This window comes from Streptomyces sp. NPDC059787 (genome assembly GCF_042732315.1).
GTDB classification, from domain to species: Bacteria; Actinomycetota; Actinomycetes; order Streptomycetales; family Streptomycetaceae; genus Streptomyces; species Streptomyces atrovirens.
Genome location: NZ_JBHWHX010000040.1, coordinates 1 through 15,028 on the forward strand (window position 1 = coordinate 1; position 15,028 = coordinate 15,028).

Genomic DNA, 15,028 nt, shown 5'->3' on the forward strand with positions numbered 1-15,028 from the left:
CGCGGCCGCGTCAAGGCACGACGGTGGTCGGCACCGCTGTCAGCCGTCGGCTGAAGCTCCGCTTTCGGCACGCCCCACAGATCCGCGCCAGGGCGGACCGTACGGCCTGCCCCCGGCCCATGCGGTGACATCGCCCCTCGGGTTCCGGCACGACTTCCGTGGTGCCACCTGGACGCTCGGTACATCGGGTCTCTGCGAACGACGCCACCTCCTGCAACCACACCGTACGGCCGGCCTCCAGCTTCTCCAGCGCGTGAAGCAGCGCCGTCTCGTCGTTCCTGCGGTCACCTGCCGTGCTCAGGTGTGCCCACGTTCCGTGAAATCCGGGTGGGCAGGAGCAGCCCACCGCGTCCCTCAGAGCTCGGTAGCGCCTGCCGAAAGGGAGATCACGGTCACGAACGTGCCTGGCACACACGCGGGGACTCATGCGCTGATCATCTCTCAGCCGCCAATCGTCGATTGGTATGGCGCTGAGGTTTTGAACTGCAAGAAGACCGATTCACACCGTCACGGCTACGGATACGAGGTGGTCGATGTCCAGGCCGCGGGCGCCGTTGAGGCAGCGGTCGTCGCAGGGCGAGCACCACTCCCCACCGGTCAGCGCACATCGCACTTCCTGGACCGGTGCGATGACCGCCTCGGCCTTCGGCACTTCGGCCCGGGTGTTGCAGCCGTCCTTGTCGGCGTCGATCCAGTGCCGGAATTTGGAGCACTCGTAGCCTGTGCGGTCCTCGCCCCGCACCGGCAGCCGGTCGAGCGCGTCGCGCACGGGCAACGCCACCGTCTCCCCGGTGCGGGTCGCCGCGGGGCCTCCGCCAGCCGGAGCACCCGGACGGTAAAATATCCTTTACTGGGACGGAATGGACGAAAATGGCACTACAGGACAACGGTACTGAGGGCCGACCCGACGGCGTGCCCGAGCCGTACACCATGACGACCACCGCCGTCGCCATCGCCGACGAGCGGGGTGTGATCACGGGGTGGAGCGAGGAAGCCCGGAGCCTGCTCGGTTACGCACCCGAGGAGGTCGTCTCACGCCCCGCGGCCGATCTGCTCGTCTCGCACCTCCCCCCGTCGGCCCTGCGTCGCCTGGCGGAACAGGAGCCGTGGTGCGGTGCCGTCCCGGCTCGGCACCGGGACGGCGGGACGGTGGACGTGACGGTCCGGGCCTGTCCGTGCCCGGACAGGGACGGCCGGACCCAATGGGTCCTCACGGCCTCGGCTCCGGACCGTCCGGGCCTGCCCGGGGACAAGGACACCCTGCTGAGGGAACTCACCCTGTCCCAGCTCCCGGTCGCCGTGGCGTTCTACGACCAGGACAACCGGGCGGTGGGAGCCAACGACGTGATAGCCCGGATAGTGGGCCTGCCCGAGGAACAGATACGAGGGCGCAGCCTCATGGACTTCCTGCCCAGTCCGGCATACGACGAGTTCACGGAGCTCCAGGACCAGGTGGTGCGCACCGGGGAACCCGTACACGTGGTCCGGCACCTCCGGGCACCCAGCGAGTCACGGGGACGTTTCTGGTCCGTGTTCCTCTCTCCGTTGAAGAACCACCTCGGCCAGGTGCAGGGATCGTCCGTCGCGCTCCTCGACATCACCGAGCAGCATTCGGCCCGCCAGCGGCTGCTGCTGGTCAATGAGGCCGGCAACCGCATCGGCAGCACCCTGGACGTCACTCGTACCGCGCAGGAACTGACCGACGTGGTCGTTCCCCGGCTCGCGGACTACGCATCCGTCGACCTGCTGGAGTTCATCCATCGCGGCGAGGAGCCGCCCGACGGCCCGCCGCGCGGCCCGGTCACCATGCGCCGGACCGCACGGCAGGCGGACACCGACGCCCTCCTCGGCACCATGCTCCGGCTGGGGAGCACGGTGGAGTACCCGGCGTCCGCGCCCACGGCCGAGTGTCTGGCCACCGGCCGCTCCGCGGTGTACGAGGTGAACGACTCCTCCATGGCCCGATGGACGGCCCAGGACCCCGAGCGGGCCACCCGGCTCCTCCGGTCCGGGGCGCACTCGGTGATGGTGGTGCCGATGCGCGCTCGTGGTGTCACTCTCGGCTCGGTCTTCCTGGGCCGCACCAGGCACCCGGAGACGTTCGCACAGGACGACGTCCTGCTGGCCGAAGAGATCACGGCCAGGGCCGCGGTGTGCATCGACAACGCCCGCCGCTACACCCGTGAGCGCATCACGGCCATGACCCTGCAGCGCAGTCTGCTGCCCATGACACTGCCCTGCCAGCCGGCGGTCGAGGCCGCCTCCCGCTACCTGCCCGCCGGAGGCCGGGCCGGCGTGGGCGGCGACTGGTTCGACGTCATCCCGCTCTCCGGCGCCCGGGTCGCCCTGGTGGTCGGTGACGTCGTCGGCCACGGGGTCCAGGCCTCCGCCACCATGGGGCGGCTGCGCACGGCCGTACGGACCCTGGCCGACATCGACCTGCCGCCCGACGAGCTGCTCACCCACCTCGACGACGTCGTCATCCGCCTGTCCTGCGAGGCCGCGGCCGACGCCGACATCGCCGGAGACATCGGCGCCACCTGTCTCTACGCGGTCTACGACCCCGTCTCCCGCCGCTGCTGCCTGGCCCGTGCCGGCCACCCGCCGCCCCTCGTGGTGACCCCGGACGGCGAAGCGGCCTTCCTCGACCTCCCCGCGACCCCACCGCTCGGCCTGGGAGGCCTGCCCTTCGAGGCACGCGAGGTCGAACTGCCCGAGGGCAGCCTCCTCGCCCTGTACACCGACGGCCTCATCGAAGCCCGCGGCCATGAGATCGACGAGAGACTCGGTGCGCTGCGCCGCGCCCTCACCCGGCCCGCGCAGGCGTTGGACACGCTCTGCGACCACGTGCTCACAACGCTGCTGCCCGTCCCTCCCGATGACGACATCGCCCTGCTCCTCGCCCGCACCCGCGTCCTGGGAGCCGGTCAGGTCGCCACCTGGAGCCTGCCGTCGGAACCCGTCGTCGTCGCCCAGGCGCGCAAACAGGCCACCGACCAGCTGACAGCCTGGGGGCTGGACGAGTCCGCCTTCGTCACCGAGCTGGTGGTCAGCGAGCTGGTCACCAACGCCATCCGCTACGGCCGGCCCCCCATCCAGCTGCGGCTGATCCACGACGGCAGCCTGGTCTGCGAGGTCTCCGACGCCGGCAGCACCTCCCCTCACCTGCGCCGCGCCCGCTCCTTCGACGAGGGTGGACGCGGACTGCTCCTCGTCGCCCAGTTCGCCTGGCACTGGGGCACCCGCCGCGCCGCGCAGGGCAAGACGATCTGGGCCGAGATACCTCTGGCGGCCTGAGCGGACGTGGCCGGCCGAACCGCGTGAACAGATCCCGGGACGGACACACCGGAACTGCGAGAGGCCCGTGGCAGAGGGCTCCCGGACATGGCGCGTGCGCAGAGACGCGGGAGAGAATGCCTGATGCCCCGGCCTGCCGGCGGGCGTGGCGCCTTCGTACCGCGGCTTGAGAGGGTGGCCTGTACTTCTTCCTCCACGCGGGTGAACCCGGGCGGCATCCGGCCGGGCGGCCGCCAGGGGCCGCTGCCCCTTGATCGTGATCAAAACCCTGATGCGCTCCGTGGCGGTCTCCGCCCTGGCCCTGCTCCCCCCGGCCGCTCCTGCGCCGGCCTCCGGCGGGCCCGGCCCAGCACGCGCCGGCATCGACTGCCCGTCCGGCTACGTGTGCATCTGCCCCGAGATCGAAGCGGTGGAGACCGCCTCCACCAAGGCGTTCGTGATCCTGGACGGCACGCCGCTGCCTATCGACAGGATCGCCGCCGGCCGGCCTTTCCGCTCCGGGAAACACAAGAAGCACGGCATGAACGTGCAAGTGATCGCCTACCCGCACGGACGACTGCTGTGGGCATCTCCCGCGCCGCCCGGAGCGGTCCACGACATCGAGGCCGCGCGAACCCACGGCATCATCGACGCCCTGGAAGGAGTCGGGGTGGAGTGCTGGGCAGCATCAAGGGCTACCGAGGTGCCGGCGGCATCGTGCGAGTCCCTTGCCGGGGACGACGGGAGACACTGTCCGCTGGCCGGCAGGCCGTCGACCGCTCGCACACGAAGATCCGTGCGCTCGTCGAGCAGGCCATGGCCACCCTGAAGACCCGGCGGCTCCTGCGTAAGCTGTGATGCTCCACCACCCGTATCACCGGTCTTGTCCAGGCCGTCCTCGCCCCGCACCCGGTCTGCCCGGACACTGCCGCTGGACGAGTACGACGACCAGGGGGCCTTCAGTGCGTCGGCCGCACCGCCCCCTCGCCAAGACGGACATCTCGTCGTGGCGGTCGTCCACCGTCGGCGTCCCGGTCGGCTCGAACATGAGGATGGCGGCTCCGGACGACGGGACTTCCCGTCGAGCGCCAAGGAGAACTCGTCATCGGCTCTGTCAGCGTCCGTGCCCCCGAAGGGGCAGCTGACGGGACCGAAGCGGACGGTGTCCCGGCTGTCCGGCTGCCGGCGCCTCCACCGCCGTTACGAGCGCGAGCCGGAACACTTCCTCGCCTTCACCGCCATCGCCGCAACCCTCATGTGCCGGCGCCGGTCGGCCGAGTGCAACGGCGTCTGAAACACAGAACCGCAGAGTTCGTCGGACCGATGCGTGCTTCGGGGCCGGGGCTCCCCATGGACGCGGCCGGTCACGACTGGCTCCCCGGCGTCATCTCCGCCGTTCGAGGTCGGCGGACACCTCCCGTGCGGCGCGCGCACCCGACGCCAGGGCACCCTGCACGGAGCCGGTCGCCCGGTAGTCCCCGCACACGTATCCACCCGGGCCGAGGCGGGTGGTGCGGCTCAGGGGCCAGGGGGGAAGCATCGCCGGCAGCGCAGCCTCGACCGTGTGGGCGGCGACCTGCTGCCAGGCGCTCGTGTCGGCACCGTACAGCTCGGCGAGGCGCCGGAGCACCGCCTGCGCCCTGCCCGGGAGGTCCGTTCCCAGTACGGAGGTGGAGATCAGCCCGGTGCCGGGAGGCGCGTAGGTAGGGGCCACCGCGCTGAGTACGCAGGTGTTCAGGATCGCTCGGGTGCTGTCCACCATGAGGGTCGGTTCGGCCATCGGTGTGCTGTCGGTGGCGTGGTAGTAGGTGGTGACGGTGCGTGTGTCCGGCACGGTCAGGTCCGGCAGCAGGCGGACGGCGGTCGCCGGGTCCGTCGCCACCACGACCGTCCTGGCCGGTACTTCGCTGCCGTCCCTCAGCAGTACTCCGGCGTCGGTGACCTCCGTGACGGGCGTGTCGAGTCGCAGGACGCCGTCGGGCAGGCCGGCGGCGAGCTGGGCAGGTACGGCTCCGACGCCCTCCGCCGGCAGGCACAGGGACCCTCGCACCATGCTCCGCCAGACCAGGTGGAAGAAGCGCGCGGAGGTCTCCAGCCGATCCTCCAGGAACACACCGGACAGGAACGGTCGCAGGATGTCGGAGATCACGGCGTCCGACACCCCTGCCCGGGCCAGAGCCGCCGAGGTGGAGCCGTCCCGGCACCGTTTGGCGACGGAGGCGGGCAGCACGGCGTCCCGCACGGTGAGTGCCGCCAGGGCTGCCAGGTCGCGGGCCGAGAAGACCCGCCCCGGCAGCAGAGCCCCTGCCGCGCCGGGCTCCCTCGTCGGGTCGGCGAGACGGACCGGCCCGTCCGGTGTGTGTGCGATGATGCCCGCGGTGAACGGCCGCAGCCGCAGGCTTGCCAGGTCCAGGCGTCGCTTCACCTGCGGATACGAGGTGTTGAACACCTGGAATCCACGGTCCAGCAGGAATCCGTCCTGCCGGTCCGTGCGCATCCGTCCGCCCACGCCGTCGGACGCCTCCAGCAAGGCCACCCGCCATCCGGCACGGCACAGGTCCAGCGCGCACGCGAGGCCGGCCAACCCCGCACCGACGACGACGGCGTCCGGTGCCCGGCGGTGTTCGTCGGTCATGCTGCTCCTCGCTCGACGCGATACGTGTGGCGCACGGAGGTCGCGGACTCCTTGCTCGGCCCTCCGCCCCGGCCAGTACCCGGGACACTCCGGCACAGGCCCCTGTCCGAACACGGCACCGATCGACGGCGAGTGACGCAGCCGCGACCGCCGGTCCAGCGGACCACGTTCCGCGGGCCGATGCCAGGCGCCACGGCCAAGTGCCCCGAACGACGAGACGTCACTGAGCGGCCAACGACTCCAGGGCGGCGACGGCCTCGGCAAGTCCCACCGGACGCGCCAGGCCGGCCACCGCCTGCCCTGCCCAACCCGGTCCGAGAGTCAGGACGACCGGCCTGCGACGAGCTCCCCGCACGCCCCACTCCATGCCGGCCACGTGCTGGGCCAGCGGCCTGCTGGCGGTGGTGCGGGACTGCGCCCACAGCCCCACGGCGGCCGGCCCGGTCCTGCGCACCGCGGCGACGAGCGACTCGACGGGCAGGGCACCGCCGAACATACGCACCGGAACACCCTTCTCCGTCAGCGCGGCGGACAGCACTTCCAGCGGCAGCGTGTGGTTCTCCCCCGGCACGCAGGCGAGCACCGTGGTGGCGCCCGGGCGACCGGCGACAGCGTTGGGCGCGGTGCGCCGCAGCGCGCCGGAGACGTGCCAGGAAAGGAAGTGCTCGACCTCGACGTACTTCTCCCCTGACGTCTCCCACTTGCGACCGACGGCCTGCAGCGTCGGCACGATCACCTCGGTCCAGGCGGCGACCAGCCCATGTTCGGCGATCGCGGTGAACAGCAATTCGTCCAGCGCGGCGGCGTCAAGGCGCAGGGCTGCCCGGGCGATCCCCCTGCATTCCTGGCGTACGTCGCCGAGCCGCAGCCCGCTCCCCGCCCGGCTGCGGCCGCGGGCCGGCGACCGCGGTGCCGCGTCGGCCGTCCGTCTGCGCGGGGCCGCCGTCAGTGGCTCCCCGCTGCGCGCCAGGCGTGCGGCCTCGGCCGGCGGCAGTCCCGTCGCCGTCCATGCACACATCCGCTCCAACCGCGCCACGTCCCCCGCGGTCCAGCGCCGGTGCCGGCCGCCTGTGTGCGCCTCGGGGCCGAGCCCGTACCGGCGGTCCCACGTACGGACCGTGGTGGGGGCCACCCCCAGGCGCCGGGCCACCTCGCCGGTGGTCAGCCCGCCGGCCTGCGGACCGCCCTCGCCGTCCCGGTCTTCACCGTTTCCCGTCGTCGCGCTCATGCCTCCACTGTACGACGCACAAACGACGCATGTTGATTGCGTCGTTTGTGCGTCCAAGACTGGAAGCACGCGCACGGCACACCGGCGAACTCGCCGTCCCCGCCCGACACACGGCAGGAGGAACCAGGCCATGAGCACGAACACGCGACCGACCACCGCCCTCGTCCCGCCCAGGGAGGAAACACGGTACGAGGAGGACCTGGCCCGTGGACTCGTCGCTGCCGACGAGGAAGCGTTCGCGGCCATCTACCGGCACTGGGGCTCACTCGTCCACACCATGGCCACCCGGTCTCTCGGCGACACCCACGAGGCCGAGGACGTGACCCAGCAGGTGTTCGTCGGCGCCTGGCGCGGACGGCACGGTTTCCGGCCGGAGCGGGGCGCACTCGGCGCCTGGCTGGTCGGTATCACACGCCGCAAGATCATCGACGCTCTGGCGGCCAGGACACGGCGTCAGACCCTGGTCGAGTCGGCCGCGCACGACAGCACGCCCACCCGACCCGTCCAGGCCCCACCGGACGACGTACTGGACCGCGTGCTGCTCGTCCAGGCCCTGTCCCGGCTGCCTCACGCGCAGCGAGAGGTGCTGTGCATGGCCTTCTACGAAGACCTGACCCAGGCCCAGATCGCGGAACGCACCGGTGTACCCCTGGGCACCGTCAAGAGTCACGTCCGCCGGGGTCTGCACCGGCTGCGTCTGACGATCGACCAGGGCAGCGTGCACGGCACGGACACCTGATCGAACCGATGAAGCGATCCCACGAGCGCATCCACGGCACCCCGAACCCACGAAACACAACCGAGGCTCCGCAGTTGGCGGAGACTCCAGTCGAAGGGATGATCCCCCATGACCTCCCGGACCCCCATCGCCCTCGCCGCCTCGGCCGGCGCCTGCGCTCTGGCCCTCGGCGTGACCGCACCCGCCGTGGCGGCTTCCGCCCAGGCTCAGGACGAAGCCATGGTGTCCGTCTTCCACGGCATCCCCGGAATGACGGTCGACGTCTACGCCAACGGCGACGAACTGGTCAGCGACTTCAAGCCCGGCACGGTGACCGACCCGCAGTCCCTCGACGCCGGGACCTACGACATCCAGATCTTCGAGTCAGGCCAGGGCCCCGACGGCACACCGGCCCTTGAGAAGGAGGTGAAGGTACCCGAAGGCGGCAACGCCACGGTCGCCGCCCATCTCTCCGCCGACGGCAAACCCCAGTTGACGGCGTTCACCAACGACGTCTCGAAGGTGGACGCCGGCAAGGCGCGCCTGACGGTCCGCCACGTCGCGGCCGCACCCGCCGTGGACGTACGGGCCGGCGGACAGCCCGTCTTCACCGACCTGACGAACCCCGACGAGGACACCGCGGCAGTCGACGCGGGCACCGTGAACGCCGATGTCGTCCTCGCCGGCACGGACACCGTGGCCATCGGACCGGCCGACCTGAACCTCGAGGAAGGAACGAGCAACGTCGTCTACGCCTGGGGCAGCGCCGAGGACAAGAACCTGGCTCTGGCCACCCAGACGTTCAGCGGTATGGAATCGATGCCCAACGCCGTTCACGCGGGCGGCAGCGGCGCCGCCGTCACCCAGAACTCCTCCGACCAGTGGCTGGCCTGGGCCGCGACGGCCGGAGCGATCACGGTGACCGGCGTCCTGGTGGCCCGCCGAGTCGCCGGCCGGCGTGGCTGACGCCGCGCGACGGCTGACCGGGTCGACGATGGCGGCTGCCGCTCTGGCAGCCGTCCTCGGCGTTACGGCACAGCCGCCCGAGTCCGCCCCGGCCCCGTCCGGCTTCGGATCCGCGCCTTCGGAACAGAAGACGGCTGCGGCCCCGGTGCCCGGCACACCGGAGTCACGAGCCGAGCCGGCTCCGGATGCGCCACCCGACCACGTGCGGATCCGCCATGTGGGTCTGGACGCCCGCATACGGCCGGTCGGCGTGACCGAACGGGGAGCCATGACCGTCCCCGACGACCCCTCCGTCGCCGGCTGGTACCGCTACGGCCCGGTCCCGGGAAGCCACCAGGGATCGGCCGTACTGGTCGGACACGTGGACAGCGACACGGGTGCTCTCGGCGAGTTCGCCGCGCTCTACGAGGTCCGGCGCGGCGACCGTGTCGAGGTACGGCGAGCGAACGCAGCGCCGGTGGTCTACCGCGTCGTCTCCCGCGCCACCGTACCCAAGGACGAGCTGCCGCCCTCCGTGTTCCGCCGGACGGGTGACCCGGTTCTCACGCTGATCACCTGTGCGCCACCGTTCGAACCCGAGCGGGGAGGCTACCTCGCGAACCTCGTCGTCACGGCCGAGCCTGTGCGGGAGTGACAGCACTTCGTCACATGCGCCACCGGCTTGTACACGCAGAGACAACGAAGCCCGAGACACAGGAGGGCGCAGTGGGCCATGTCGAGCCGTCGCACCTGGTGGAGCTGGCACTCGGCCACACGAGCAGCGACGAGGACGTCGGCGCCCTCAGGCACGTCGCGTCGTGCCCCCGCTGCCGTGCGGAGCTGAAACTGATGACCCGCGTGGTGGCTGCCGCGCGCGGCGCGGAGGTGTCGGACCTGCCGGCAGCTCCGCCCGAGCGCGTGTGGCAGCGCATCGCCCATGAGCTGTCCCATGAGGCCGACAGGCCCCCGCGCCCCAGGGGGCGCCATGTCCGCGGGTCCGCCCCCGAGAGGGTCTGCCGCGTCCGGCGTGAGCGGGCAGCCGGCACCGCAACGCGCGGGGGCTTTCTCCTACTCGGTCTGGTCGCCGGCGTCCTTCTCGCCCGGTGGCTGCGATTCAGGGCCGGTCGCGGGCCCGGCCGGCGGCTGCCGTCTCCGTGGTGGCACCGCGCGTGCGGAGAGGGCGTCTGATCAAAGTTCACGCTGTTGTGACGGTCATGTCCGTTTCGATTCGCCACGTTGGCGTGGATCCCCCTTCGGCTCGCGGGGCATGTTGCTGGCCATCGCCCGGTGGATCATCGCCCGGGATCTCCGTGGGAGGGCTTCGTGGTCCCGCGCCGGACGGCGGTGCCGCATCAGCCGGCCGAGGGTCCGCTCGGTCACCCACCGTTTCGGCAACGGTTCGAATCCCTTCGTCCGTGGCCGCTGCACCACCTCCACATCGATAGCCGGACCGGCGCCGTGGTCGAAGAGGCTGCTCCGGTGGCCGTCGTCGGCCCGGGCCTTCGACACGGTGGGGTGGGCCGCGCCCAAGTCGTCGAGCAGGAGCTTGCCGCCGGTGGGGTCGTGCACGGACGCGGCGGTGACCAGCACGGCCAGGACCAGGCCGAGGGTGTCGGTGATGACGTGCCGCTTGCGTCCTTCGGTCTTCTTGCCGGCGTCGATGCCCTGACCGGTCTCGGCCACGTTCGCCGAGGTCTTGACGCTCTGCGCGTCGATCACGACCGCGGGACCGGCGGGTCCTTCGGCCGCGGACGGTCTGCCACCGCGGCCGATGCCGAGGGGCCGGTTCGTCGTCGCACGGCTCCCGGTCCGTCGCCATGAGCAGGCGCCGGGTTCTGCAGGCCAGGTCCCGCTCACGGCTCGCGTGACAGCGGCGACCCGATCAGCCACGACCGGCACCCCAGAACCCGCTCCTGCCTGTACGGACGAGGTATTCGGCAAGGGCAGGTCCTGGAGGTTGTCGACGGTCGGTGCGGCCCGGCGGCTGTCGCTGTCCGCCCGATGCCGAGCCGTCCGCGCCAACGCACTCAACAATACGATACGTATCGTCTTGCCAGTTGGCTCGTTGTGGCGTACCGTCCTGCGCATGGGTTCCCTGTGAGATCACCGGCGCCGACCGCGTAGAGCAGTGCTCCGCCGTCGCCGCGCTCGCCGTACAGCCATCCACCCCTATCCGGCCCGGGCTGAAGCCCGCGCGGCCAGGAGGGATCTGATCTTGCACACCTCACAACTCACGCTCGGCCACGTCACCAAGCGCTACCCCGGCCGCACCGTTCTGGACCAGGTCTCCTTCACGCTGAATCGCGGCGAGAAGGCCGGACTGATCGGTGACAACGGCGCCGGCAAGTCCACGCTCCTCAGGCTCGTCGCAGGTCAGGAGCGCCCGGACAGCGGCGAGGTGACCGTGACTGCCGCCGACGGCGTCGGCTACCTGCCGCAGACCGTCCCCCTGCCCCCGAACGCCACCGTCCAGGACGCCGTCGACCTGGCCCTCGCGGACCTGCGTGCCCTGGAGGCGGAGCTGCGCCGGGCCGAGCAGGCGCTCGGTGACGGCGAGGACCCGGCGGCACTCGCCGCGTACGGCGTGCTCCTCGGACGTTACGAGGTCCGGGGCGGTTACGAGGCCGACCACCGGGTGGGCATCGCGCTGCACCACCTCGGCCTGCCGGCTCTCCGCCGTGGGCGCCGACTCGGCACCCTCTCCGGCGGCGAGCGCTCCCGTCTCGCCCTGGCCGGCGTCCTCGCCGGCCGCCCGGAGCTGCTGCTTCTGGACGAGCCGACCAACGACCTGGACGATCAGGCCGTGGAGTGGCTGGAGGCGCAGCTGCGGGCGCACCGCGGCACGGTGCTCGCGGTCACCCACGACCGTGTCTTCCTGGAACGTCTGACCACCACAGTCCTGGAGGCCGAGGCGGGAAAGGTCACCCGCTACGGCGACGGCTACACCGGCTACCGTACGGCGAAGGCGGCGGAGCGCCGCCGCCGGCTACAGGAATACGAGCAGTGGCGGTCCGAACTGGCCCGCAACGAACGGCTGGCCGTCGGCCACGCCGCCCTCCTCGACGCCGTCCCCCGCAAGGCGCCACTGGCCAACTTCGGCCACGGCGGCTTCCGGGCCCGCGGCCGGGCGCACGGCGCGATGGCCCGCATCCGCAACGCCCGCGAGCGCATCGAGCGGCTGACCGCGAACCCGGTGGCACCGCCGCCGGACCCGCCGGCCTTCACAGCGCGCATGGCGACGGCACCGGCCGTCGCGGAAGGAGGCACCGGAACCGCCTCCGCGGAGCTTCCCGCCGCTCAGCTGTCGGACGTACGGGTGGGAGATCGTCTGAGCCTGTGCTCCCTCACCCTCGACCGCAGCGGCAGGCTTCTCGTCACCGGCCCCAACGGAGCCGGCAAGACAACACTGCTGAAGCTGCTCGCCGGTGAACTGCGGCCGGACGAGGGCTCGGTGCGAGTGCCCGGCCGGGTGGGCCACCTGCGCCAGGACGAGACGCCGTGGCCGCCGGATCTGACGGTGGCCGAGGCGTTCGGACTGGGGCGTGTGGGCTCTGCCGACGAACACGCCGATGCCCTGCTCGCCCTCGGCCTCTTCCGCCCCGCGGAACTGCGGTCGCGCATGGGCAAGCTGTCGTACGGCCAGCGCCGCCGTGTGGATCTGGCTCGACTGGTCTCGGAGCCCGCCGACCTCCTGCTGCTCGACGAGCCGACGAACCACCTGTCACCGGCGCTGGTCGAGGAGCTGGAGGAGGCGCTGACCGGATACTCGGGAGCGGTCGTGCTGGTCACACACGACCGCGCACTACGGACGCGGTTCCAGGGCCAGCATCTGGAACTGCCGGGGACGGCGGGAATCGGGGTCGGACGACAACCGGTCGTGCCTTTGCCGACTGTCTCCGGCCGGGGAGCGGCAGTCAACTCCGGCCGACCGCGATCGAACTGATCGCCGTTCTCCGGCCGACCGGGACGCTCAAGGCAGCCAGCCAGTCACAACAGCGTCAATTCGCCGACGGCCACCAGTGCCAGGAGGAGGAAGCGGCCGCCCTCCTCCACCTGGCCGAGGGCTCTCCCTCGAACACGTGCGGCTCGGCCTGGCCATGGCCGGCCTGCACGTGGCACCGCACGAACCGCTCACGGACAAGGACCGGGCGGTGTCGTGGTCCCGATCGGTGACGACGTCCAGGTCGTCGTCGACCGGCTGCCCCGCGCCCGGCCCGACCTCGTGGGCGCGCCACTCGCCGGCCTGGGTTCGGGTTCGGGCACCGCGCTGCAGAGCTCCGGTGGGCGGTCACCCGGCGCGGGTGCAGAGCACCAGTTCACGGGCGCAGGAGCAGCCCGCCCCGGCGGCGATGTCGCGCGCGCAGCAGGGGCTGGCGGGGCTGTGTGCGATGGCGCGGCGGAACAGGTCACGGGCGCGGTCCATCACCATGAGGCAGGCGGCCGAGGCGGCCCCGGAGGACTGGCCGGCGATGGTGACGTTGTCGGGGTCACCGCCGAAGGCTGCGATGTTCTCGCGCACCCAGCGCAGGGCGGCGACCTGGTCGAGCAGGCCCCGGTTGTCCGGGGAGGCGATGTCTCCGTCTGCTGGGACACGGCCGAAGCCCTCGAAACCGATGCGGTGGTTGAGGGCCGCCGCCCGGGACGGGCGTGGTGGCGTGCGGATCACCGTGTGCAACGCCGGGGCAAGCGGTCTCGATCTTCAGAAGGGCGTGGGAGAAGGGCACGGGAGAAGGGCGGCATGGACCGGTGTGGATTCGCGCAGTCGATGGTGCCGCTGGCGAGGGAGCTGCCGGCACGGGAATCCGTGAAGGCATTCATACGCGGTGTCCGCACTGCTGTCCGCCTGACGGAGGGAGACGGACCGCAGGGCATCGGCAGTTCGGCTTCGCGGTCGGTCACTGCCTGTGCCTCTCCCTGCGGGCCTGCTGGAAGGCGTCGGAGATCGTCTCGGCGGCTCCGGACAGAAGACCCTTCGTCGCACCGCGGGCCCCCGACTCCTTGATGCGTCCCGGCAGTTCGGCCAATCCGGCCGGCTTGCGCGGGCCTGCCTCCAGGTCGAGACGGTTGCATGCCTCGGCGAAGCGCAGATAGGTGTCGACGCTGGCCACCACGACGCGCACGTCGATCTTCACTATCTCGATGCCGACGAGTGAGATGCGTACGAAGGCGTCGATCACCAGGCCCCGGTCGAGGATCAGTTCCAGCACGTCGTAGAGACCGCTGGACCCTCCCCCACCGCCCTGCTGCGCCACTACGGTCACCGCGACCAGTCCCTTCCCTCAGGTGGTGTGGGCCCGTTCCGGCGACCTGCCGCACGCCCGTTCCGGCGGAGTCCGGGATGCGGACGGGGGCCTCGCACGGCCCACGGTTCTCGGCTGCCCGGCGGGCAGCGTCCTTCTTGCGGATTACCCCTGCTCCGCCACTCAAACGGACGTCCGGAACGGAGCCGGTCCTCCGAGCCGGCGGGAAAGGGGCGGACGTGCTCGGTTCAGCCCAGCCGTGGACGCAGGCCCGGGCCGTGGCCGGTGAGCAAAGTCGGGGACAGGCCGGTCCGCTCCTCGCCGGGCTCCAGCAGGGTGTTCGCGGCCCCGACGATCAGCGGATCGAGCCTGCCGATCACGTCCGTGTCCTTGGCCGGGCAGTCGCACCGGTGGAGCAGGCTCCGGATGGCCTCCAGCCGCCCCGCGGTGCCTGGCCGGCCGTCGCGCAGGCCGGGTCCTCCAGTTCGTCCCGCGTCGCCGCCTCTTCTCGCAGGCGCCGACGGCGTGCTGGTGGGCAGCCCCCGGCACCGACCGCGGCGTCTGTTCGCCGACCGCGGCCACGACTACGACAAGTACCGACGCCTGTTCCGCGCTCGTGGCATCACGCCGAAGACCGCCCGCAAGGGCACCGCCCACGGATCCGGCCCGGGCAGGACCAGGTGGGTCGCCGAGCGGACCTTCGCCTGGCTGCACCGGTTCAAACGCCTGCGGACCCGCTACGGGATACGAGCCGACTGATCGACAACCGACTCCGGAACCGGTCGACAATCGCTGTTCCTCGAGATGAACGAAGCCAGCTCCCTGACAACTCACCCACCGTCCTGACGCAACGGTGTTGCACTCAGCGGGACGCCATCACCGCTTCTGTCTCAAGTGTCCGCTGGAGCGGGTGGAACCAACTCCCGCCCGGTGATCCAGTTCGTGTCCGAGGACGTGGAAACCAGCATGCTTCGCGACGACGTTTC

10 protein-coding genes and 4 pseudogenes are annotated in these 15,028 nt (G+C 71.5%); 7 read left to right on the top strand and 7 right to left on the bottom strand.

Features of this window, described 5'->3' with window-relative positions; genetic code table 11:
• Positions 1-499: 499 nt before the first annotated feature.
• Positions 500-769, bottom strand: a complete 270-nt coding sequence (locus tag ACFV5H_RS29195; protein WP_385197971.1) for a hypothetical protein — start codon at positions 767-769, stop codon at positions 500-502.
• 101 nt (positions 770-870) lie between these two features.
• Between ACFV5H_RS29195 and ACFV5H_RS29200 the strand changes: the two genes are divergently transcribed.
• Entirely contained in the window at positions 871-3,297 is a 2,427-nt protein-coding gene (locus tag ACFV5H_RS29200) for a SpoIIE family protein phosphatase (RefSeq protein WP_385197972.1), read from the top strand.
• Positions 3,298-3,700: 403 nt separating this feature from the next.
• Positions 3,701-4,131 (top strand): annotated as a pseudogene (locus ACFV5H_RS29205) (transposase family protein); the annotation flags it as partial.
• A gap of 529 nt (positions 4,132-4,660) precedes the next feature.
• Here ACFV5H_RS29205 and ACFV5H_RS29210 read toward each other — a convergent pair.
• Together ACFV5H_RS29210 and ACFV5H_RS29215 are read right to left on the bottom strand one after the other, a co-directional pair.
• A complete protein-coding gene (locus tag ACFV5H_RS29210; protein WP_385197974.1) occupies positions 4,661-5,911 on the bottom strand; it encodes an NAD(P)/FAD-dependent oxidoreductase in 1,251 nt (416 codons plus the stop codon).
• A 220-nt stretch (positions 5,912-6,131) separates the two neighbouring features.
• Positions 6,132-7,139, bottom strand: coding sequence for a MerR family transcriptional regulator (locus tag ACFV5H_RS29215; protein ID WP_385197976.1), 1,008 nt, complete (start codon positions 7,137-7,139; stop codon positions 6,132-6,134).
• 130 nt (positions 7,140-7,269) lie between these two features.
• Here ACFV5H_RS29215 and ACFV5H_RS29220 point away from each other — a divergent pair, with 130 nt between their 5' ends.
• From ACFV5H_RS29220 to ACFV5H_RS29230, 3 genes are all read left to right on the top strand, one after another.
• On the top strand, positions 7,270-7,878 hold the full coding sequence (locus ACFV5H_RS29220; protein ID WP_385197978.1) for an RNA polymerase sigma factor: 609 nt from the start codon (positions 7,270-7,272) through the stop codon (positions 7,876-7,878).
• Positions 7,879-7,986: 108 nt separating this feature from the next.
• Positions 7,987-8,823 carry a DUF4397 domain-containing protein gene (locus ACFV5H_RS29225; protein ID WP_385197980.1) on the top strand — a complete coding sequence of 279 codons (837 nt, stop codon included), beginning with the start codon at positions 7,987-7,989 and terminating at the stop codon, positions 8,821-8,823.
• Positions 8,824-9,040: 217 nt separating this feature from the next.
• Entirely contained in the window at positions 9,041-9,457 is a 417-nt protein-coding gene (locus ACFV5H_RS29230) for a class F sortase (protein ID WP_385197982.1), read from the top strand.
• A 557-nt stretch (positions 9,458-10,014) separates the two neighbouring features.
• On the opposite strand, the gene ACFV5H_RS29235 is transcribed toward ACFV5H_RS29230, so the two are convergent.
• A complete protein-coding gene (locus tag ACFV5H_RS29235; RefSeq protein ID WP_385197984.1) occupies positions 10,015-10,521 on the bottom strand; it encodes a transposase in 507 nt (168 codons plus the stop codon).
• 496 nt (positions 10,522-11,017) lie between these two features.
• Here ACFV5H_RS29235 and ACFV5H_RS29240 point away from each other — a divergent pair, with 496 nt between their 5' ends.
• Positions 11,018-12,745, top strand: coding sequence for a TlrC/CarA/OleB/SrmB family ABC-F type ribosomal protection protein (locus ACFV5H_RS29240; RefSeq protein WP_385197986.1), 1,728 nt, complete (start codon positions 11,018-11,020; stop codon positions 12,743-12,745).
• Positions 12,746-13,144: 399 nt separating this feature from the next.
• Here the strand turns inward: ACFV5H_RS29240 and ACFV5H_RS29245 are convergent.
• The 3 genes and pseudogenes from ACFV5H_RS29245 to ACFV5H_RS29255 form a co-directional block, all read right to left on the bottom strand.
• Positions 13,145-13,429, bottom strand: a pseudogene (locus tag ACFV5H_RS29245) (carboxylesterase family protein); the annotation flags it as partial.
• Positions 13,430-13,697: 268 nt separating this feature from the next.
• Positions 13,698-14,063 carry a gas vesicle protein GvpJ gene (gene gvpJ, locus ACFV5H_RS29250; RefSeq protein ID WP_385197987.1) on the bottom strand — a complete coding sequence of 122 codons (366 nt, stop codon included), beginning with the start codon at positions 14,061-14,063 and terminating at the stop codon, positions 13,698-13,700.
• Positions 14,064-14,290: 227 nt separating this feature from the next.
• Positions 14,291-14,485 (bottom strand): annotated as a pseudogene (locus ACFV5H_RS29255) (polyphosphate kinase 2); the annotation flags it as partial.
• Positions 14,486-14,522: 37 nt separating this feature from the next.
• Here ACFV5H_RS29255 and ACFV5H_RS29260 point away from each other — a divergent pair.
• Positions 14,523-14,798: pseudogene (locus ACFV5H_RS29260) on the top strand (transposase); the annotation flags it as partial.
• Between the last annotated feature and the right edge of the window lie 230 nt (positions 14,799-15,028).

Bases quoted from the DNA above. Each gene is read 5' to 3' on its own strand.
- ACFV5H_RS29210 (WP_385197974.1), bottom strand. From the start codon at position 5,911: ATGACCGACGAACACCGCCGGGCACCGGACGCCGTCGTCGTCGGTGCG.
- ACFV5H_RS29215 (WP_385197976.1), bottom strand. From the start codon at position 7,139: ATGAGCGCGACGACGGGAAACGGTGAAGACCGGGACGGCGAGGGCGGT.
- ACFV5H_RS29220 (WP_385197978.1), top strand. From the start codon at position 7,270: ATGAGCACGAACACGCGACCGACCACCGCCCTCGTCCCGCCCAGGGAG.
- ACFV5H_RS29200 (WP_385197972.1), top strand. From the start codon at position 871: ATGGCACTACAGGACAACGGTACTGAGGGCCGACCCGACGGCGTGCCC.
- ACFV5H_RS29225 (WP_385197980.1), top strand. From the start codon at position 7,987: ATGACCTCCCGGACCCCCATCGCCCTCGCCGCCTCGGCCGGCGCCTGC.